19 protein-coding genes and 1 pseudogene are annotated in these 19,967 nt (G+C 64.0%); 12 read left to right on the forward strand and 8 right to left on the reverse strand.

Going from position 1 to position 19,967, the window contains the following annotated elements; all coding sequences use genetic code 11:
• Positions 1-593: 593 nt before the first annotated feature.
• From V5A20_RS07335 to V5A20_RS07350, 4 genes are all read left to right on the forward strand, one after another.
• Entirely contained in the window at positions 594-1,163 is a 570-nt protein-coding gene (locus V5A20_RS07335; RefSeq protein ID WP_332327018.1) for a hypothetical protein, read from the forward strand.
• A 348-nt stretch (positions 1,164-1,511) separates the two neighbouring features.
• A complete protein-coding gene (locus V5A20_RS07340; protein ID WP_332315712.1) occupies positions 1,512-2,450 on the forward strand; it encodes an alpha/beta hydrolase family esterase in 939 nt (312 codons plus the stop codon).
• A gap of 432 nt (positions 2,451-2,882) precedes the next feature.
• Positions 2,883-3,980: a Gfo/Idh/MocA family protein gene (locus V5A20_RS07345; protein WP_332315713.1), complete on the forward strand. Its 1,098-nt coding sequence runs from the start codon at positions 2,883-2,885 to the stop codon at positions 3,978-3,980.
• A gap of 30 nt (positions 3,981-4,010) precedes the next feature.
• Positions 4,011-4,994 (forward strand): NAD(P)H-quinone oxidoreductase, encoded by a 984-nt coding sequence (locus tag V5A20_RS07350; protein ID WP_332315714.1) that lies wholly within the window; start codon positions 4,011-4,013, stop codon positions 4,992-4,994.
• 73 nt (positions 4,995-5,067) lie between these two features.
• On the opposite strand, the gene V5A20_RS07355 is transcribed toward V5A20_RS07350, so the two are convergent.
• From V5A20_RS07355 to V5A20_RS07365, 3 genes are all read right to left on the reverse strand, one after another.
• Positions 5,068-5,493 (reverse strand): OsmC family protein, encoded by a 426-nt coding sequence (locus V5A20_RS07355; protein ID WP_332315715.1) that lies wholly within the window; start codon positions 5,491-5,493, stop codon positions 5,068-5,070.
• A gap of 133 nt (positions 5,494-5,626) precedes the next feature.
• Positions 5,627-6,478: a mechanosensitive ion channel family protein gene (locus V5A20_RS07360; protein WP_332327020.1), complete on the reverse strand. Its 852-nt coding sequence runs from the start codon at positions 6,476-6,478 to the stop codon at positions 5,627-5,629.
• A 106-nt stretch (positions 6,479-6,584) separates the two neighbouring features.
• Positions 6,585-7,646: a metal-dependent hydrolase gene (locus V5A20_RS07365; protein ID WP_332315717.1), complete on the reverse strand. Its 1,062-nt coding sequence runs from the start codon at positions 7,644-7,646 to the stop codon at positions 6,585-6,587.
• Positions 7,647-7,768: 122 nt separating this feature from the next.
• Here V5A20_RS07365 and V5A20_RS07370 point away from each other — a divergent pair, with 122 nt between their 5' ends.
• Positions 7,769-8,251 carry a hypothetical protein gene (locus V5A20_RS07370; RefSeq protein WP_332315718.1) on the forward strand — a complete coding sequence of 161 codons (483 nt, stop codon included), beginning with the start codon at positions 7,769-7,771 and terminating at the stop codon, positions 8,249-8,251.
• Here V5A20_RS07370 and V5A20_RS07375 read toward each other — a convergent pair.
• On the reverse strand, positions 8,212-8,868 hold the full coding sequence (locus V5A20_RS07375; protein WP_332315719.1) for a hypothetical protein: 657 nt from the start codon (positions 8,866-8,868) through the stop codon (positions 8,212-8,214). The two genes, V5A20_RS07370 and V5A20_RS07375, sit on opposite strands and share 40 nt — an antisense overlap.
• Before the next feature lie 120 nt (positions 8,869-8,988).
• Here V5A20_RS07375 and V5A20_RS07380 point away from each other — a divergent pair, with 120 nt between their 5' ends.
• A complete protein-coding gene (locus V5A20_RS07380; protein ID WP_332315720.1) occupies positions 8,989-9,405 on the forward strand; it encodes a hypothetical protein in 417 nt (138 codons plus the stop codon).
• A 9-nt stretch (positions 9,406-9,414) separates the two neighbouring features.
• Here the strand turns inward: V5A20_RS07380 and V5A20_RS07385 are convergent, their stop codons facing one another.
• Both V5A20_RS07385 and ytxJ read right to left on the reverse strand, forming a co-directional pair.
• A complete protein-coding gene (locus tag V5A20_RS07385) occupies positions 9,415-9,987 on the reverse strand; it encodes a TlpA family protein disulfide reductase (protein WP_332327021.1) in 573 nt (190 codons plus the stop codon).
• 8 nt (positions 9,988-9,995) lie between these two features.
• On the reverse strand, positions 9,996-10,355 hold the full coding sequence (gene ytxJ / locus V5A20_RS07390) for a bacillithiol system redox-active protein YtxJ (RefSeq protein ID WP_332315722.1): 360 nt from the start codon (positions 10,353-10,355) through the stop codon (positions 9,996-9,998).
• A gap of 180 nt (positions 10,356-10,535) precedes the next feature.
• Here ytxJ and V5A20_RS07395 point away from each other — a divergent pair, with 180 nt between their 5' ends.
• The 5 genes from V5A20_RS07395 to V5A20_RS07415 all read left to right on the forward strand — a co-directional run bounded on the left by V5A20_RS07395 (position 10,536) and on the right by V5A20_RS07415 (position 15,844).
• On the forward strand, positions 10,536-12,359 hold the full coding sequence (locus V5A20_RS07395) for a M3 family oligoendopeptidase (protein WP_332315723.1): 1,824 nt from the start codon (positions 10,536-10,538) through the stop codon (positions 12,357-12,359).
• Positions 12,360-12,390: 31 nt separating this feature from the next.
• Positions 12,391-13,029 (forward strand): class I SAM-dependent methyltransferase, encoded by a 639-nt coding sequence (locus tag V5A20_RS07400; protein WP_332327023.1) that lies wholly within the window; start codon positions 12,391-12,393, stop codon positions 13,027-13,029.
• Between the two features lie 178 nt (positions 13,030-13,207).
• Positions 13,208-14,167 carry a universal stress protein gene (locus V5A20_RS07405; protein WP_332315725.1) on the forward strand — a complete coding sequence of 320 codons (960 nt, stop codon included), beginning with the start codon at positions 13,208-13,210 and terminating at the stop codon, positions 14,165-14,167.
• 39 nt (positions 14,168-14,206) lie between these two features.
• Positions 14,207-15,115 carry a universal stress protein gene (locus V5A20_RS07410; protein WP_332327024.1) on the forward strand — a complete coding sequence of 303 codons (909 nt, stop codon included), beginning with the start codon at positions 14,207-14,209 and terminating at the stop codon, positions 15,113-15,115.
• 9 nt (positions 15,116-15,124) lie between these two features.
• A complete protein-coding gene (locus V5A20_RS07415; RefSeq protein ID WP_332327025.1) occupies positions 15,125-15,844 on the forward strand; it encodes a hypothetical protein in 720 nt (239 codons plus the stop codon).
• Positions 15,845-15,964: 120 nt separating this feature from the next.
• On the opposite strand, the gene V5A20_RS07420 is transcribed toward V5A20_RS07415, so the two are convergent.
• On the reverse strand, positions 15,965-18,586 hold the full coding sequence (locus V5A20_RS07420; RefSeq protein WP_332327026.1) for an ATP-dependent Clp protease ATP-binding subunit: 2,622 nt from the start codon (positions 18,584-18,586) through the stop codon (positions 15,965-15,967).
• A 309-nt stretch (positions 18,587-18,895) separates the two neighbouring features.
• Positions 18,896-19,261 carry a HesB/IscA family protein gene (locus V5A20_RS07425; RefSeq protein WP_332315729.1) on the reverse strand — a complete coding sequence of 122 codons (366 nt, stop codon included), beginning with the start codon at positions 19,259-19,261 and terminating at the stop codon, positions 18,896-18,898.
• 386 nt (positions 19,262-19,647) lie between these two features.
• Between V5A20_RS07425 and V5A20_RS07430 the strand changes: the two are divergent.
• Positions 19,648-19,967 (forward strand): annotated as a pseudogene (locus tag V5A20_RS07430) (hypothetical protein); the annotation flags it as partial.

A 19,967-nucleotide genomic window follows, 5' to 3' on the forward strand; every position in this document is an offset into this window, starting at 1 on the left:
GTTATGCACACAGGGTAGAAGAAAATGAGAAAGAGCCGGGCACATGCTGTAAATGTCGTTCTCTTCGCAGTCTGCATGGGTCTCGGAGGAGGAACTTATGCCGGACTGCTTCCGACCCGGATGGGAGTTCTCCCGCCCCTTTTCATCGTCTTGGTGGTGCTGTGTTACGGAGGAGCGTGGTGGATACAGCGCTTTCCCTCTCACGTGAATTTGCCGGATCAGGCGGCATACGACGCGCTGTCGGAGGAAGACCAACAGAAAGTAAATGCCTGCATGCTGCCCTTTTTCTACTGGTCCGTCACGCTGTGGACCGGATATGGGATTTTCAGCTTCCTTTTTCCTGTACCGGCGGTCGTTCTTGTTGTAGCCCTGGTGCTTGTCAGTATTGCGAACGTCGCAATGACAACACGTTTTCTATCGAAAGGAAATCGGAAGTTGAGTGAGCTCCAGAAGGTTACTCTTGGCTGGAACAGAGGACGAAATTTGTTGGGACTGTGGCACCGACCACGTCATCAAGATCGTCCCCTCTCGATGTGACGCGAGTCCGAATTCGTTTGCCTCGCAAGTAACCTCTAGCCAACAGACACAAACCCATGGAAGAAATGCAGGGAACCGCGAAAGACGGTGGAGCATGGCGCATGAGCCGGTGGCGGGTCACAACGTGGGGCGTCGCAGCGCTCATACTGCTGCTGCCCCTCGCCACGGGAGCGCCATGGACGGGGAGCGACTTTGCGTTCGCAGGCATCTTCCTGCTCGTTCCCTTGGGCATCTACGAACTCGTGGTGAGGAGGACGGGGGACCTTACCTACCGAACGGGTGCCGGTATTGCACTGGTGGCAACGGTGCTCCTCCTCTGGGTGAGCGGCGCCGTGGGCATTGCAGACAGCGAGGCCGACCTGCTGTACTTCTTGGCGCTCGCCGTCGGCGTCGTCGGGGTTTTCGTTGCGCGGTTCCGCCCCCAAGGAATGGCGTACGCGATGTTCGCGACAGCGCTCGCGCTGGCATCGGCTGGTGCAGCATCACTGGTGGCCGGGATGGTCCCCGCGCGCAACTCTGCATCCGAGATCCTCGTCATTACGGGTTTTTTCGTCGTGCTCTTTATCGTATCGGCCTTGCTTTTCTGGGAAGCGGCGCGTGGGGAACCCGAACGATGGGCGGTATAATACTCCACTGCTGCCGACGACGGTCTGTGGCTGACTCCGGCGCTGGTCTCTCAGTTGCTGGTTTCGGTTCTTTTCTCGCCCGTCGTGGTAAGGTTCGCTTGTTATCACTTACGCGATTGGAACCCCCCGTAGCGGGGGCGAACCGCGCTGAGCCTCCCCCCGAGGGCCGCATCGACCCCGCTGTGCGAGTCGGGATCGCCCTTCGGAGATTATCAGCTCTCTCCGGACGGCAGACGATGCGTATCGCGACCCGTCTTCCCGTTTCCAGACGACACACCCGGAACCGAAAGTCACCTCCCGCAAGATCGACGTCTCCGCGTCTCCCTGCAATACGTCGCCCCTCTTCCGATGCCGTTCTCCATCGGTCCACACACGTGGACCCGCGTCTTGGCTCCGCTGCTGCTCGTGTCAGTGCTGTCCCTCGGCTGCGACAGCACGTCGTCCCGCTCCGGCCCGCCCCCGTTTGACGACAGCCCCGGCTGGCACCGAGGGGCCATCGAGCACAACAATCAGAGCCGGGCCTTCAAATATTACGTTCCGGGCGACCTGCCGGGGGACGCCCCCGTCGTGATGGCCCTCCACGGGGCGACCATCGGGATGGACGGAATGTTTGCCCGCTCGCGCACCGGGAGCCGCGAATGGCTCGAGATTGCCGATGAGGAGGGCGTCCTCATTCTCGTGCCCAACGCGTCCCACGACGTGCAGCCCGTCTGGAACGACTGCACGCCCCTGCCCACCCGGGGCACCCCCGACGATGCCGGCTTCCTGACCGCGCTCACGGACTGGACGACGAGCCGGGCGGACGTCGATGCCGACAGTGTCTTTGTCTACGGCGTCTCCAATGGCGGACAAATGGCCAACCGCCTCGCGATCGAGCACCCAGACCGCTACGCCGGATTTGCGGCCTTCATTTCCAACGTCACCGCCTCGCTTGGCGACGACGAGGAGTGCCCGATGCCCTCGGCGCCCATTCCGGCCCTCATCGTCAGCGGGAAGACCGACGCAACGACGCCGTTCGAGGGCGGGTTTGCGCCCGACTGGGGAGACACCCTGCGCTCGGCCCCGGCGACGCGCGACGTCTGGGTGGACAACAACATCCAGGGCGATCCCCCACCTCGGCAGACCAACCAGAACACCGAGGACAACAGTGCCGTCTCCTGCGAAATTACCCCCGCCCCCCAAACGGGAGCCGACGTGCAACTGTGCGCGTTCGATGGGGGACATACGGTGCCGGCCGGGTTGTTTGAAAGCACGCGCCTGACGTGGCGGTTTTTTCGGGGCCGGTAAACACCCTTCCGGTCGCCCGACGGCCGCCCTCAGTCGCTACTCAGGCGACGTGAGGCGCCACGGATCGGCTCCGGACGCAGAGGCCTCGTGGAACGGAGGTGGATCGGTTTGGGCAGGGTCCCTCGCACGCATCCCGTCGGACATGTCCGTGGGGCGCCCGCGTACCCGTCCGAGCCCGCACATTCGCGGTGTGTGCACATCTGGCGGCGGGCGGGCCTGGAGAGGGTGAACTGGAGGAGCTGCCGGAGCGATGTCCGGCGTCCGGTGAACGATGGGCCGGCGCTGCCTGTATTGCGTACGGTTGGTCGGGTAAAGAGAAGGAACCCCTCGTCCCTCGCCGACCGCCCAACGGAGCGACCCGCCCAGATCCGCGGCGGCGTTCCGCTCCGCGAGCCGCGATCGCACGTGTTGCACAACCCGCCCGTGCCGCCCATGTCTCAACGCCCGTCTCGCCGCGAGTTTTTGAAGCAGGCCGGTTCGATCGCCGCCGCGTCCACGGTCGGGGTTCCGGCGGTGCTGCTGCCGAGGAAAGAGGAAAAGGTGGGCGTGGCCCTCTGTGGCCTGGGCCGCTACGCCGGGGGACAGCTCGCCCCCGGCCTTCAACAGACCGAGCACTGCGAGTTGCGCGGCATCGTCACCGGCACCCCGGCGAAGATTCCACGGTGGCAGCAAGAATACGACATCCCGGACGCCAACGTCTACAGCTACGACACCCTGCCCGACATTGCGAATAACGACGATATCGACGTCGTTTATATCGTCACGCCGACAGGAGTGCACGCCCGCGATGCCATCAAGGCCGCAAACGCGGGCAAGCACGTCTGGTGCGAGAAGCCGATGGCGATGGACGCGGAGGAGTGCCGGGCCATGATCGACGCCGCCGCCGCGAACGGGGTGCAGCTGACCATTGGCTACCGGCTGCAGCACGAGCCGAACAACCGCGCGGTCATGCGCTACGCAGAGGAAGAGACCTACGGCGCGGTGCAAGAGGTGCAGGCCGGGGCGGGCTACAACGGCGCGCACCCGAACCCTGACGACTGGCGCCGCGACGCCGAGCTGGGCGGCGGGGCCCTCTACGACATGGGCGTGTACCCGATTAACGCGGCCCGGTACGCGGCCGGCATGGAGCCGGTCGCGGTGTCGGGCCGTACGTGGTCCGAACGAGACGAGATGTACAGCGAAGTGCCCGAGTTTGCGGAGTTTACCCTGGAATTTCCGGACGGCGTAATTGCGAAGGGCGAGACCAGCTTCGGGAAGTCGACCAACTACCTCGACGTCACGTGTGCCGACGGGGGATATCGGCTGCGCCCCTTTCAATCCTACTCGGGCGTTCAGGGAGAAACCAGCGATGGCACGCGGCTCCGTCCCAGCGGCCAGGACCAGCAGGCCCGCCAGATGGACCACGACGCTCGCGCGCTCAAGGAAGGGTCCGATCCGATCGTCCCGGGCGAGGAGGGACTCGCCGACATTCGGATTGTGAACGCCATCATGGAATCGTCCGAGCAGGATGGGGCGAGAATTGAGCTTTAAGTATTTTTACCCAACCGAACAACTTCTCTCATGCGCGCCGTTCGTGTTTCCGAAGAAGGCGAACCCGAGCACATGACCATCGGGGAGGTGCCCACCCCGTCGCCCGGCCCGAACGAGGTGCGGGTGAAGGTTCACGCCACCGCCCTCAACCGTGCCGACACGTTCCAGCGTCGGGGCCACTATCCACCCCCGGAGGGGGCGTCGTCGATCCTCGGGCTTGAAATGGCCGGGGTGGTGGAGGAGGCCGGGGAAGGGGTCATCGACTGGCAGGAGGGCGACCGTGTGTTTTCGCTCTTGGCGGGCGGCGGCTACGCGGAGCAGGTCGTCGTCCACAAGGACCTACTCATGGCGATCCCGCCGGGCCTCTCCATGCGCGACGCGGCGGCCATCCCGGAAGTGTTTCTGACGGCCTACCAGGCGCTGCACTGGCTCGGTGGGGTGCGGCGCGACCACAATGTCCTCATCCACGCGGGGGCCAGCGGCGTGGGGACCGCGGCGATCCAGCTCGCGAGGGAGGCGGGGGCCCATCCCTACATCACGGCTTCGGCCCCGAAGCATGACGTGTGCCGCGACCTCGGCGCGGAGGCCACCATCGACTACGAGTCGGAGAACTTTGCGGACCGGATCGCCGAGATCACCGATGGGGACGGCGTGAGCATCGTGGTCGACTTCATCGGCGCCCCGTATTTCCACCAGAACGTGGAGGTTCTCGCCCCGGACGGCCGCATCATCCAGCTGGCCACGTTGGGGGGGAGTACGGTGACGGAGGTGAGTCTTCGGGCCCTTATGGCCAAGCGCGCGCAGCTCCTTACCTCCACCCTGCGCGACCGCAGTCTTGACTACAAGGTGCAATTGACGCAGGAGTTCGCGAGCGACGTGCTCCCGACGTTTATCGACGGACAGCTCCGCCCGGTCATTGACTCGACCTATGACTGGACCGATGTGGCCGACGCCCACCGTCGGATGGAGAACAACGACAACGCCGGGAAGATCGTCCTTGAGGTCGTCTCGTAGCCCCGAAGAAAAATGCCCCAGGCCCTCGACTAAGGACCCGGGGCAAAAGGGGCAGACCCAAGGGGGCGGAGACCTACGTCAGGCTTGCGTCGAGCGTAATGTCGGTGCCTGCGAGCGCCTTCGAAACCGGGCAGCCCTCCTTGGCCGCCGCGGCATGCTCCTGAAACGTCTCTGCGTCGAGGCCCGGCACGGTTGCGTCCGTCGTCAGGTGGATATCGGTGATGGTGGGGTCTCCGTCGACCATCTTGAGCGTGACGTCTGCCGTCGTGTCGACCGATTCGGGATCGTGCCCGGCCTCCGCTAGCACATTGGACAGGGCCATGGAGTAGCATCCGGCATGGGCGGCGGCAATCAGCTCCTCGGGGTTGGAGCCCTCGCCGTCTTCGAAGCGGGAGCGAAAGGAGTACGCGCCGTCGTAGCTACCGCTTTGGAGGCGCATGGTGCCACTTCCTTCAGGCAGATTACCGGTCCATGTTGCGTCCGCAGAACGAGTAGGCATAGGCTGAGGTGTGGGGGTGTGGATGGAGGAGAACGCTGGTCAAAAGTCCAAACGGACGGCCCCCTGCACGTTCCTTCCGGGCCGATGCTTTGCGGAAAGAACACACTGGCGGGACGCGGTCCTGGACCCGTGGTCACGCGGCTTCGCCGTCGCCGCCCACCTCGTCGAGATGCACGTCCATCTGCGGGTAGGGAATGCCGATCTCGGCGTCGTCGAGTTTGTACTTGACCTGCCGGGTCAACTCCTGTTTGAGACGGAAGTAGTCATCGGGCGTGGCCCAGACGCGCACCTGCCAGTTGATGGACGAGCCCCCCAGGGCTGTAAGCGCGGCCTGCTCGCCCTTCTCCCTCACCCGGTCGTCAACGTTCCGGGCGGCCTCGAGCAGCACCTCTCGGGTGGCGTCGATGTCGGCGGGATAGTCGGTGCCCACGTCACAGTCGACCCGGACGATGTCGTGCGCAAAAATATTGCGGATGGTGGAGCCGAAAATGTCGCCATTCGGGACGATCACCAGGCGGTTGTCGCGCGTGGTGAGGCGCGTAAAGAAGAGGGAGATGTCCCGCACGAAGCCCGTCTCGTCGGCGATCTCGACGTAATCGTCGACCTTAAACGGTCGGAAGATGAGCAGCATGATCCCCGCTGCGAAGTTGGCGAGGGTGCCCTGGAGGGCCAGTCCCACGGCGAAACTGGCGGCGGCCAAAACGGCGACGAAGCTGGCCGTCTCCACGCCCACCGTTTCCAGGCCGGCGAAGATGGCCAGCAAAAAGATGCCGTAGTACGCGAAGTTGCCCGCAAACTTCGTCAGGGTCGTATCCACCTTCGGCTTGTCGAGTCCCCCGCGAATCAAGTTGCGGACCCAGGTCGCCACATACCGCCCCACGACGAGAATGAGGATGAAGGCGAGGATGCTCAGCACGTAGGAGCCGAGTACCTGAATCGTCTCGGCGTTCAAATAATTCTGAGACTGGGACAGAAGGTCGTTCATAGCGAAAGGGACTTAAGGCGGCTGATGTGAATGGAAACTGCCCTGAAAGTACTGAGAAAAGGGGGGAAGTATCAATCTCTCGAAGGGCGCGGCCGGCGAACGGAGATCAGTCGTCGGAACGTGTCCCCGATTGACGAGAGTGTGATGCGGGGGAGCCTTGAATCCGGGCGAAAAATCGGCGGAGCAGAGCGGCGTTGAGGTCAACCGCGGGCTCGCTTCGTGCAATGCCGACGACGCTTCCACCAGCGTCCCGTTGCAGCCTATACGTGAACAGGTACTCGCCGTCGTCGGTGAGGCCGACGTCGGTGCGTCCAAACCGAAGGTCGTGAATGAGCAGCGACCCGTCGTCGTCCCGGCGGACAATGAAGTAGCCCCGTGAAAACCGTCGCACCTCTTTCACGACGGGATTGTCCCACTGGTCGCCCAGAAGGTCATGCTGCGTGGGGATGTACCGAAAGTCCACGGAGGCGTCCGGGTCGAGCAGCGAGTAGGCCCCGACGTAATACCCGTCTTCGGCCTCCGCGATGCCCTGCCATAGAAGATTGTTAAAGGGCGTAGGCGTCGTGAAGATGCGTTCGTACTGCGGCGCCGTTTCCGAGAGGGCCTCGTCAAAGACCCGCGTCACGTACGCCTTGTTGAGGACGGTGAAGAGGAGGTAGCCCGAACTGACCGCGAGGCCCGCGTAGTTGGCCCAGCGTCGGGATGCTGCCGTGGGGGGCCAGCGAAGTGAGACCAGCAGCCCGGCCGCCAAGGGGACGGTGTACAGGGGGTCGATGATGAAGATGGCCCCGTGGAGGATGGGATACGTGCTGAAAGGCCAGAAGACCTGCGTGCCGTACGTCGTGAGGCAGTCGAGCCCTATGTGTGTTCCAAGGGCGAGGACGATCAGGGCGCCCCATCGCCTCGTGGACACCGGCAGGCCGTCGTGCAGGCGCCGGAGCCCGTAGGCGCCGCAGAGGCCCACCAGGGCCACAAACACCAGGGAGTGGGTGACGCTCCGGTGCATGGTGAGGGCCTGCAGGTTCGTCAGAAACGGGTTGGCGAGCACGTCAAGGTCCGGTAGCAAGCCGAAGGCCGCCCCCCACATCGGCGCCTTGGCGCCGCCCTCGCGGCCTGCCGTGGCTTCGCCCACTGCAGCGCCCAGGGTGATTTGCGTCACAGTGTCCATCGGGTGAGAGTTGCTTCAGTATAGAGACGGAACGCAGTGCGGAGGCTCCTGTACGGCGCTCTGGGTCGTTGCGTCGAGGACACGGCCTGCCATGGTTTACGCATACCCGTCCCGAGGCATCCATGTCCGACCGCTACCGTTGTCGCGTCGAGAACGCCGTCGTCCGCCCCGAGAAGCAAGAGGCGCTGGAGGGGCTGGTGCGCAAGCTGTTTGAGCGGCGGCACCACGGCCTCATCGCCGGCCGTGAGAAAGACTGGCTGACCGTGGAGCTCGTCCAGTCCCTGCGGTCGGAAAGTCAGGTGTATCGGGAACAGCTCAGCACAAAGACCGACGGCCCCCTGCCGTTCGCGCTCGGCTACTTCCAGGTGCGCGACGACCGGCTCCGGCTGGTCAGCGACGAGGTGCCTGCCAATGTCTGCCCCGAGCCGTTCGTGCGGTTGTTGAGTGAGTTCATCCAGCCCGGAGCGCAGTTTTGGTTTGCGAGCGAGGAGGGGACAGAGGCCTGGGAGATCCAAGAGTTCGGAGAGGTTGTACAGGTTCCCAGGGCCCCCGATGCCCGGCCGAGTCAGGCCGCCGACGACGAATCTGCGGGGGCCAACAGTTGAAGGAGACGCGGCACGGCGTCTTGCGTCGACAGGTTCTCAAGGTCGTTCCGGCCTTCCGGCAGGAGCGTGACGGTCCGGTACCGCCCGTTCCCCTCGCCGCTAAGATGTTCGCGCACCCGCACTCCCAGGCACGATCCGTCGTGGGCCACCAGGCCGGTGACGGCATTGGGCCGGTTTGGAAAGGGGGCCCCGTCTGGAAGGGCTTGCTCCACAGCGTGCAGGGCCGCCCGTGCGGCCTCGGGGGTCGGCGCGTCCAGTCGGGTGAAGAGGTCGACGGACAGGTCCCGGTGGAAGTCCACCTCCACGCGGCTCAAGGTGGGGTTCATGGGCGTCCAGTCCAGGTCGATCGTCCCACAGCCCTCCGTCAGGTCCTCGAGGGCACCAAGAAGCTCGGGGAAGCGGTCGTTAAAGGCCGCCTTCAGCTGCGTGTATCCGTGCAGTTGGCCCTGCATGTCGGGCCGCTGGCGCATTCCTTCGGCCGCTTCCGTCGAGGCTTGACGGAGCCACTGTTGGATCTCATCGGTCTGCATGAGCCGCTCGTTGGTGGCCTGAATCGATGTTGACAAAAGGGGGGCAAGCAGGGCCCTCCACTCCTCCTTGGCGCGGGACGAAGCCATCGTTTACGTGTGCGAATTCCGAGGAAGGGAAGAGGCGATGACGGAGCACACAGGAACAAAAGAGGACATTCCGTGTCAAAAATAGGCCTTCTTCTTTTCCAATGCCACCGAACTCGTATTGTGCCTGACCGACCCGCGACGTCGCGGCAACCAAAGACGATGCCGCTCAATGAGCTTTCCGAGCATCTTCAACTCTCGAAGCAAACTCTCGTCCGCTGGTCCGACCGTCATCTGATCGATGCGGACTTGTACTGGACCCTCTCCGACACCAACGAGGAGATCCGGATGATCGACCTCACGGATGAAACCCTCGATTTCCTCGAGGACTTTGCCGCCGATTACCGCGAGGATGTCGTAAGCCGGACCGAGGCGCGACGGATTCTCAAGCAGATTGATCGAAAGAAAATCAAGAAGCTGATCCGGGCGGGAGACGTTGAGGACGTGGAGGTGGATGAAGAGACCCGTGTCGTCGTGGGCAGCCTTGAGGATTACTTGATGCGGCGCGAACGCGAGGAGGAAGGCGAAGAGAACGAGTAGCGTTTGTCTCTAGGCCTCGCCGTTGAGCATCGCCTCCAGGGTGGGGCGCATCTCCTCGGTGGGGAAGACTCCGACGACTCGCTTTGTGACGTTTCCGTCCGGAGTAACGAGGATCGTGGTCGGGAGCCCGGGAATGGGACCAAACTCCTCTTCGGCCGTGCCGGCCCCGTCCACGACGATCGGATAGTTGATGTCCAGCTTTTGCGCAAACGGCTCCACCACCTCTCGGCCTTTGCGGTCCAGGGCAATCCCGATGACCGTGAGGTTCTCAAGCTCCGTGTGCAGGCCCTTGAGGTCCGGAATTTCTTCCCGGCACGGGGCACACCAGGTGGCCCAGAAATTGATGAGGAGCACCTTTCCGTCCTGGGCAGCGAGGTCCACCGCGGCACCGTCCAGTGTGTTCAGCGTCAGCTCGGGCACCGGCTCGGGCGTTACGTCGCGCACCTTTCCGGGAAGGGGACCGCTCGATTCGGATGCAGACGGCGCGGCCGGGTCGTTAGACTGGGGGGCGTCGTCCCCCCCACACGCGACAAGCAAAATCAGCAGGCCGGCGGTGCAAGCAACAGTCAAGAGGCGGTGCATGGGTGGAGCTAGTTGGTGGAAGATGGGGCAGACCGGACGGCCTCTTGGAGGGCATCGGCCGTGACGTCGAAGTGAGACGCATCGAACACCGGGTCCCGAGCGGCAAGCACGATCGCCTGCGGCGTCTCATGGCGCACGTTCAAGGCCTCCGCGATGGTGTTGGAAAGGGCTCGGCTTTCCTGCACCACGAGCTTGTACACGGGCAGCGGGGTGTCCTCGGCCAAGCGGTGCAGCTCCTTGTTGGCCTTGCCACTCACCGAGCACGCGGAGCTGTGCTTGAACACGACCACGGGGTGGTCCTCGGACTGGTCCTGTGCGTCGGTCCAGTCGGCCGTGGTGGAGAGGGAGCGGAAGGGAGAATCAGACATGTAGCTTGGGCCATTCATGACACAAATTATTCCTCTCATCCGTACCGCGACGCGGGAGCCATGATACACGGGCAGGGGTGAACAATCGGTCAATACCATCCGAGTGGGGCCGAGGACACGCATGGGGGCGCGTCCCACGTACGATTCCCGATACGATAGTGCACCAAATTCCGTATGCCTATGGAATCACCGAAGACTGGGGCCGACGACGTGCGGTGGGCCCTCACCGACTTGTACGACGATCCGGATGCCCTGGAGAAAGAGCTCACCGCCCTCGAAACCGACGCGGCGGAGTTTGCCGAGCGGTATCGGGGACAGGTCAACGACCTGGGCCCTGAGGCGCTGGCCGAAGCTTTGGATGCCCTCGGCGCCCTCCAAGATCGCCTTGGCCGGGCGCAGGCCTACGCCTACCTGCACTGGACGGCCGACACCAACGACGCCGAGCGGGGGGCGCTCCGCCAATCGGTGCGGGAGACGGTCGACCGCATTCAGCAGCGCCTCGTCTTCTTCGACACCGAATGGGTGGCCCTCGATGAGGAGCATGTGGAGGGGCTGCTCGCCCACGAGGCCCTCGAGGACTACCGGCACTACCTAGAAACCGAATATCAGCGAAAAGAGCACGTCTTGAGTGAGGCGGAAGAGAAGGTGCTCTCAGAAAAGAGCATCACCGGCAAGAACGCCTGGACCCGTTTCTTCGACGAGACCCTCGGGGCGGCGCGGTTCGAGCTCGACGGGGAGGCGCTCACGCAGGAGCAGATTCTGTCGAAGCTCTACGATCCGAATCGGACGGTGCGTCGAGAGGCGGCCCACTGCTTCACAGACGGGCTCAAAGACCATCGTCGCACCCTCACGTTTGTCTTCAACACGCTGCTGGCGGACAAGGCCTCCACCGACCGGCTCCGCAACTACGACCACTGGCTCGAACAGCGAAACCGTGCGAACGAGGTAGACGACGCGACGGTGGAGACCCTCATCGAGGCCGTCACCGGACGATACGACCTCGTGGCGCGCTTTTATCGCCTCAAGAAGCACCTCTTGGGCGTCGAGGAGCTGTACGACTACGACCGCTACGCCCCCATCCGCGAGGCGGATACAACCTACGAGTGGGGCGAGGCTCGGGCCCTCGTTCTGGACGCCTACGGGGATTTCCACCCCGAGATGGCCCAGGTCGCCCGGCAGTTTTTTGAGGGAAACTGGATCGACGCCGCCCTCGTCCCAGGCAAGCGGAGCGGGGCGTTCAGCCACGGCACGGTGCCGAGTGCCCACCCGTACGTCTTCCTCAATTACACCGGAAAGCCCCGCGACGTACAAACCCTCGCCCACGAGTTGGGCCACGGGGTGCACCAGTCCCTGGCACGCGAGCAGTCCATTTTTCACCACGGCACGCCCCTCACGACGGCCGAGATGGCGTCGGTCTTTGGTGAGATGCTCGTCTTTCAGCGCCTGATGCGCAACGAGCAGGACCCGGCCAACCGCCTCGCCCTGCTGGTCGCCAAGATTGACGACACGCTCGCCACGGTGTTTCGGCAGGTGGCCATGAATCGGTTCGAGCACCGGATCCACACCGCGCGCCGCGACCAGGGTGAACTTACGCCGGACCAGTTCGCGGAGCACTGGATGGAGACGCAGCGGGCGATGTTCGAGGGCAGCGTCACCCTTGGCGAGCACTATCGACACTGGTGGAGTTACGTCCCTCACTTTCTCCACACGCCGGGCTACGTGTACGCCTACGCGTTCGGAGAGCTGCTGGTGCTGGCCCTGCACGCCCGCTACGAAGCGGCCGACGGGGGCTTTGCCGACCGCTACCTGAATCTCCTGCGGGCGGGCGGGTCCGACTGGCCCCACGCACTGGTGGGACAGATGGGCGTGGACCTGGAGGACGAAGACTTCTGGGAGGCGGGCCTCTCGCACGTCGAGTCTCTCATCGAAGAGGCGGAAGAGCTCGCGGGCCAGGCGGCGCTCGGTCCCTCTTCTGAGAACGGGTCCCCGCGCACCTCTTCGTGAGCCGCCAACCCAGTCGTTTCCCTTCTCCTCCGTGTCCGACCCCTCGCGCCCAAGCAGCCACCCGGAGTTCTGGAACGTCCGCTACGAGCGGGACGAGCCCCTCTTCGGGGCGGAGCCGAGTGCCTTTGTCGAGGGCCAGGCCCATCGCCTGCCCCCTCAGAGCGAGATTGTAGAACTGGGGGCCGGAGAGGGGCGCACGCCGGCCTGGCTCGCCCGAGAGCACGGCCACCACGCCACGGCCGTCGATTTTTCGGAGGCGGCCCTCGCAACGGCGCGGGAGTGGGCGACGGCCGAGGGCCTCGCGCTCGATGCCGTGCAGGCCGACGTTCGCACCTGGCAGCCCGACCGGCGGTGGGACGCGGCCATCGTCACATTTTTGCAGCTGCGCCCCAAGGAGCGTGCCCGGCTCTATCGGTTGCTGAAAGCCATCGTGCGGCCGGGCGGGTGGATCTTCGCCGAATGGTTTCGGCCGGCCCACCTGTCCGGCGACTACGACCGCATGGGGCCCAGTCGGATGGACCGGATGGTGCCGGCCGACGAGGTGCGTCGGGCCTTCGCCGACGAGCGGCATTCGTGCGTCGAGGCCGTGGACGTGGACCTCCATGAAGGTCCTCACCTCAGGGGAGCGGCCGCCGTGGTGCGGGCCACTGTGCGGACCGCGGCCTCGTGATCGGCATGCGAGTGTGGGGGACAGCCCCACGACCGTAATGTAGGTCCCCCGTGCCCGAGAGCGCAGGCGGCCCGTGTAGACATTGCCGGAGCCAGAAGATACATTTCTCGCCACGACCCCACCGGGATGTGTCCTCGGTGCCCCGTCTCAGCGCTCAAAAACCTATTCCCCCCATTCCATGCTTGCAATTGACGATCTGCTGGTTGCCCGCGACTTCTCTTCGGTGTCGGACCGGGCCGTCCGGTACGCCCTAAACCTGGCCGCGCGGACGGGGGCGAGGCTCCACCTCCTCCACGCCGAGGTTCTGCACGAGGCCCCTGATCCGGACGGGGAAGATGACCGTGCGCCAGGGAAGGACCTCTCCCGGTTTCGCGAGGCAGTGCGGCGGGACGGCGCCGTCTCGGCCGATGCCCTCGAGGCGGTGGAGATCAAGGAAGTGGTGCGCCGCGACGTGTCCGCCGGGCCCGCGATCGTGAACTACGCGACCCACGCCGGGGTGGATCTCATCACCCTTGGGACGCACGGGCGCCGCGGCCCGAGCCGCATCCTGCTGGGCAGCGTGGCCGAGGAGGTGGTGCGCCGGGCCGAGCAGCCGGTGTTGACCGTTCGGGGCGACGCCGACGACGCCACGGGCTCGTCCCCCCAGACCATCGACCGGATTCTCGTCCCCGTTGATTTTTCTGATCCGTCCCGTGAGGCCCTGCGCACCGCAAAAGAGTGGGCGGCCCTCTACGACGCTACGATCGACGTCCTCTATGTCGTGGCCGAGCGCATTCAGCCGGCCTTCTATACCGGTGGGGTGCAGTCCATCTACGACATGGAGCCGGACATCGAAGAAAAGATGATGGACCGCCTGGAGGCCTTCGTCGCCGACACGGGCGGGCCGGAGCGGGAGATCCGACCGCACGTGCTGGTGGGAAACGCGGCGCCGGACATCGCGGAATTTGTAGAGACCGAGTCCATTGATCTGGTGGCCATGTCGACCCACGGCCGCACGGGGCTCGATCGATTTCTGCTTGGCAGCGTGGCCGAGAAAGTGATTCGACACGTGCACTGCCCGGTTCTCACGGTGAAGGCCTTTGGGCCGACTCTTCACGCATCGACAGAGGAGGCCGAATCAACCTCAGGGGCTGAGTAGCTCCCGCACTGTTCTTCCCACGGGCGTTGTCGCTTGACCATGGTGCACGTGGATCGCATTCTGTTTCCCACCGACGGCTCCGCGTGCGCGGACCGGGCGCGTCGCCACGCCCAATACCTCGCCGACCACCTCGACGCAGCGCTCCACGTTATTCAGGTGGAGACCCGCACCGTGGACCGCGACGGGGTCCTTGCGGTGCAGGAGGCGGAGGTCCAGGCCGACCTGCACGAGGGTGGGGCCGGAAAGGGGGCACTGCCGGCTGCACGCTACCGGGAACGGGCCGTCGTGCACTCGACCGCGGCCGGGGGCATTCTCAACTACGTCGTTCAGTACGATGTGGACCTGGTCGTGATGGGCACGCACGGCCACCGGGGCGTTCGTCGACTCGTCCTGGGCAGCGTGGCCGAGGAGGTGGTCCGGAAGGCTCCGTGCCCGGTAGTGACGGTGGGACGCGGAACGACCGCCCCCGAAGAGTGGGAGGAGGGCACCATGGTGGTCCCCGTCGACTTTTCGGAGCATCGATTTCGGGTGATGGCCCATGCCCGAGAACTTGCTCTGCTGTACGGCATGGACCTTCTGCTTCTCCACGTCGTGGAGGTCCCAGCCCTGCCCGACGCCTACGGGGTGCACCGCTCGCCGCCTGATCCGGGCGTCCTGGCGGACCGGGCCGAGGAGGTGCTCGACGCGGAGGCCGACTCGCTCCGAACGAAAGGGCTTGACGTGACCCTCGACGTGCGCGGGGGGCATCCCGCCGCGGAGATCTTGGACGTGGCGGACGAGACCGGGGCGACCTTCATCACCATCGCAACCCACGGCCGGACGGGGCTGGAGCGCGTGCTCATGGGAAGCGTGGCGGAAAAGGTACTTCGCCAGGCCCCGTGCCCGGTCTGCGCCGTGAAGTCCTTCGGCCGTTCCCTCGTCGAAGACGAAGATTGGACCGACGGGTAGCCCGCCTTCATGCAGCTGGTCACCACCTTCGATTCTATGGCGCCTCCACGCTCGCAAGACGGCCTCGTGCTCCTGTGGAGCGGGGGCAAAGATGCCATGCTCGCCCACGATGTCATCCACAGCCAGTCGCCCCGCCGAATCGAGGCCTTGCTCACGACGGTGACGGAAGAGGAAGATCGGGTTACGATGCACGGCACCCCTCGCGTCCTCATCGAACAGCAGGCCGACGCGCTTGGCCTTCCGTTGCACGTGATGCGAGTGCCCCCTCAGCCGCCAAACGAGGTGTACGAGGCGCGGCTGGAGGCGGTGCTGGGCCCCCTCCTGGAAACGGGGAACTCTACCGTCGTCGCGGGGGATCTCTTCCTCGACGACGTGCGCGCATACCGCGAGCAACTCCTCCGTTCGCTGGGTGCACGGCCCCTGTTTCCACTGTGGCGACGAGACACGGAGTGGCTGGCTCAGCGCTTTTTGGAGCGGGGCTACCGGGCCACTGTCACGGCGGTCGACACGACTCAGCTTGACGCGTCGTTCCTGGGGCGGCCCTACGACGAAGCGTTTCTCGAAGACCTGCCCGACGCGGTAGATCCGTGCGGGGAGCGGGGCGCCTTTCACACGTTCGTGAGCGACGGCCCGCCGTTCGCACGTCCCGTGCCCGTGGAGGGGAAGGACCGTGAGACCGAGGGGCGCATCCGTACCATTCGCCTCGTGTCTAGGAGGAACGAATCCTGATTCCTGCTCCGTCTACCCGGAGGTTCAGCGTACAGGAGGGAGGGGCCGGTGGCCGCAATACAAAACCCTCCGTCCGGCACCGCCGAACGGAGGGGAGGAAGAGAACCTGTAGGAGATCGGCTACTCGTCGTCGGGAGCCGCCGGGGGGTCCTCGCCGGAGCCGTTTTCGTCGGTGGATGCTCCCTCAGCGACCTCTTCCGTGGATACGTTGGCCTCTCCATTCGCATCCGCCGATGTTTCTTCGACCGGAGCCTCGCCTTCCTGGACCTCGAAGGAAAGCTCCTCCGATTCGCCATCGTGCGTGATGAGCACGGTGTCGCCTTCCGTGATCTCATCGTGGAGGATGTCTTCCGCCATCGGGTCCTGCACGTACTTCTGAAGGGCCCTGCGAAGCGGGCGTGCGCCATACTTCTGATCGAAGCCTCGGTCCGTCAAAAATTCCTTGGCGGCCTCGTCAAATTCGAGGTCGAGCCCAAGCTCCTCCGCCCGGTCGAAGAGGTCCTCCGACATGATGTCGATGATGTCGAAGATGTTCTCCTTGTTGAGCGGGTTGAAGACAATCACGTCGTCAAGCCGGTTCAAGAACTCCGGGTTGAAGACGTTCTTGAGGGCATCCTGAACGGTGGACTTCATGGACGTGTAGTCCATGTCTTCCCCGTCCGTCTGGTCGAACCCAATCCCCTGGCCGAAGGACTTGATGTCCTGCGTGCCGATGTTGGAGGTCATGATGAGGATGGTGTTTCGGAAGTCGACCTCCCGGCCCATGCCGTCGGTCAGAATGCCGTCGTCCAGCACCTGGAGAAGGATGTTGGACACATCCGGGTGGGCCTTCTCAATCTCGTCGAGCAGCACCACGGAGTACGGCTTCCGGCGCACCTTCTCGGTGAGCTGGCCGCCCTCTTCGTGCCCCACGTATCCGGGCGGGGCCCCCACGAGTCGGCTCACGGAAAACTTCTCCATGTACTCACTCATGTCGATCCGAATGAGCGAGTCCTGTGAGTCAAACAGGTACTCGGTGAGCACCTTCGCGAGCTCGGTCTTGCCAACGCCGGTCGGGCCGAGGAAGATGAAGGACCCGATGGGCTTCTCAGGATCCTTCAGGCCGGCACGGGTGCGACGGATGGCCTTCGACAGCTTCTCGATGGCCTCGTCCTGTCCTACGACGTGCTCCTTGAGCGACTCCTCCATCTTGAGGAGCTTCTGCTGCTCCGGCTCGCTAATCTTGTCGACCGGAATGCCGGTCATCATGGCCACCACCTCGGCAATCTCCTCTGAGGTGACGTCGTAGACCTCGGTCTCCGCCTGCTCGTGCCACTCCTTCTTGGCCTGCTCGAGCTCTTCCTGAAGCGTCTTCTCCTTGTCGCGGAGCCGGGCAGCCTCTTCGAAGCGCTGGCTCTTAACGACTTGGTTTTTCTCGCCCTGCACGTCCTCGATCTGTTCCTCGAGCTCCAAGATTTCGGGCGGCACCTTGATGTTGGACAGGTGGACCCGCGCGCCGGCCTCGTCCATCACGTCGATGGCCTTGTCCGGCAGGAACCGATCGGTGATGTACCGGTCGCTCAGCTGGACCGCCAGGTCGATCGCCTCCTCAGAGTAGCGGACGTTGTGGTGATCCTCGTAGTAGGACTTGATGTTCGAGAGGATGTTGACCGTCTCCTCGGGCGTCGACGGGTCGACGATGATTTTTTGGAAGCGGCGGTCAAGTGCGCCGTCGCCTTCAATGTTCTGGCGATACTCGTCGAGCGTCGTGGCCCCAATGCACTGGAGGTCGCCCCGGGCGAGGGCGGGCTTGAACATGTTCGACGCATCCAGGCTGCCAGAAGCACCGCCAGCCCCAACGATGGTGTGGATCTCGTCGATGAAGAGAACAATGTCGTCGTTGTCCTCCAACTCCTTCATCACGGCCTTCATCCGCTCCTCGAACTGGCCGCGGTACTTGGTGCCGGCCACCAGGGAGGCGAGGTCAAGCGTGACGATGCGTTTGTCGTAGAGCACGCGGCTCACCTTGCGCTCTACGATTCGGGAGGCGAGGCCCTCCGCGATGGCCGTCTTCCCAACGCCCGGCTCCCCGATGAGAACGGGGTTGTTCTTCTTGCGCCGGCTCAGGATTTGAGCAACGCGCTTGATTTCCTCCTCGCGCCCGATGATGGGATCGAGTTCATCTTCCTCCGCCAACTCGGTCAGGTCCCGGCCAAAGTTGTCCAGGACGGGAGTGTTGCTGTTCTCCGACTCGCTGCTCTCCTGTCCGTACCCGGACGAGAGGCGACCGCCGGAGCCACCGCTACCGCTGGAAGAAGATGCTTTGCCACTAATAATTGAGTCTAGCTCGTTTCTCACGGCGTCGTAGGTGACTGAAAATCCTTGTTGGAGAATCTGCGCGGCAATGTTTTCGTCGTCCCGGAGCAGGCTCAAGAGGAGATGCTCCGTCCCAATCACGTCGCTCTTGTAGAGCTTTGCTTCCAGGTAGGTGATCTTGAGCACCTTCTCGGCCTGTTTGGTCAAGGGGATGTTCCCGACCGAGGTGGAGCTGCTGGTACTGCGGACCGTGTCCTCCACAGCCTCTTTGAGCTCCAACAGGTCACACCCGAGGTTCCGGAGGATCTTGACGGCAATTCCGTCTCCCTCCCGGATGAGGCCGAGCAGAAGGTGCTCCGTACCAATGTAGTCGTGCCCGAGACGCACCGCCTCTTCGCGGCTGTAGGAAATGACGTCCCGGACGCGGTTCGAGAAGTTGCCTTCCATACCAAGTGGGTTGAACGATCAAAAGCGCCGCGTCGGCGCCCTGCACGGCGGGGGCGAGCGGTTTTCGGAAACTGACCTTCCTGCATTGTGACCCCGCACGTGAAGCACGTGCTGCGATGAGTAACTACACCTCAGCGCATTCTGTTCCCCTGTCCACCGTGCCTGTTGCAACGAAAACGGATGATGCAGGAGCGTTACAAGGTGGGTGACGCAGCCTGCGCGTGGTTGCGCCGCCGTGTACGTCCGAAGACTGCAGCCTGCGAAAAGGGGACCGGTAGGGAGACACTGTGCGGAATGAGGGGGACCGGCTCAAGCCGCGAAGCTGGCACCACAGCCACAGGTTTCGGTGGCATTGGGGTTCTCAAACGTAAAGCCTCGGGCATCGAGCCCGTCGTGATAGTTGATGGTGGTGCCCATCAAGTACAACCCGTGTCGCTTGTCCATGTAGACGGTGATGCCGTCGAGGTTGAACACCTTGTCTTTCTCGCGCTCTTTGTCAAAGCCAAGCACGTAGCTCATGCCGGAACAGCCTCCTCCTTTCACCCCCACGCGCAATCCGTACCCGTCCGGAATGTTTTTCTTGTTGATGATCTTTCGGATCTCGCGCGCTGCGTTCGGGCTAATCTGGATCGGCGCGTCTTGCGTATCCGACGTCGGGGCAGCAGTCTCGGGCATAAGAGCAGGCACAGAGGAACTGTTCTGTAGACGATTGGCGCTGGACATTTGGCAACGACAAGAACAATGGCCCTGTTCCACTTTGCGGCGCCAGTTTTGCGGTGCCTGTAGGGACGAAGGAGGTGTGCACTGTGCAGCCGCGCAGTGTTGTGACGCCCCCCTCACGACACGTCGCCCAGGGCTTCGAGGACCATTTTGGTCTTGGATTGACGCGTGAGAGTAAGCATCCACGGCGCATGAGAACACCTTGTGATCCGTCGGGGGCGTTCGACGCCCGCGGCACGAACGAGAACAGCCTGCAACCCGTGGTTCGCCTAGAGCGAACCATCGATTCCGTTAGAGGTCTGTTGACACGTCTCTTTCTCCACAACCTCCTCCCGACCAACGTGATTGCCGTCTACGGAACGAGACCACCGCTGCCCCTCCGCTGTGTGGCTGTGGTGGTTGGCGCTTTGCTCCTGGTTTCCTCCGGAGACTGTGCCTGGGCACAGCCGGCGGATTCCTCGCAGACGCCAACGGTGCACGTGCAGTCGGCAGAATTCCAGGCCGCTAAAACGTCGCACCTGTGGCGGGTCGGGGCGTGGGGGGGCGCCAATGCGCTGGGCGGGCTGGCCCTCGTCTGGGCGTCGTCGCGCTCGACCCAGTCGACACGGTGGCACTTCGGGGCGATGTCGGCGGGGTGGGGGCTCGTGAACGCCGGCATTGC

This window comes from Salinibacter sp. (assembly GCF_036626415.1).
GTDB lineage: Bacteria > Bacteroidota > Rhodothermia > Rhodothermales > Salinibacteraceae > Salinibacter.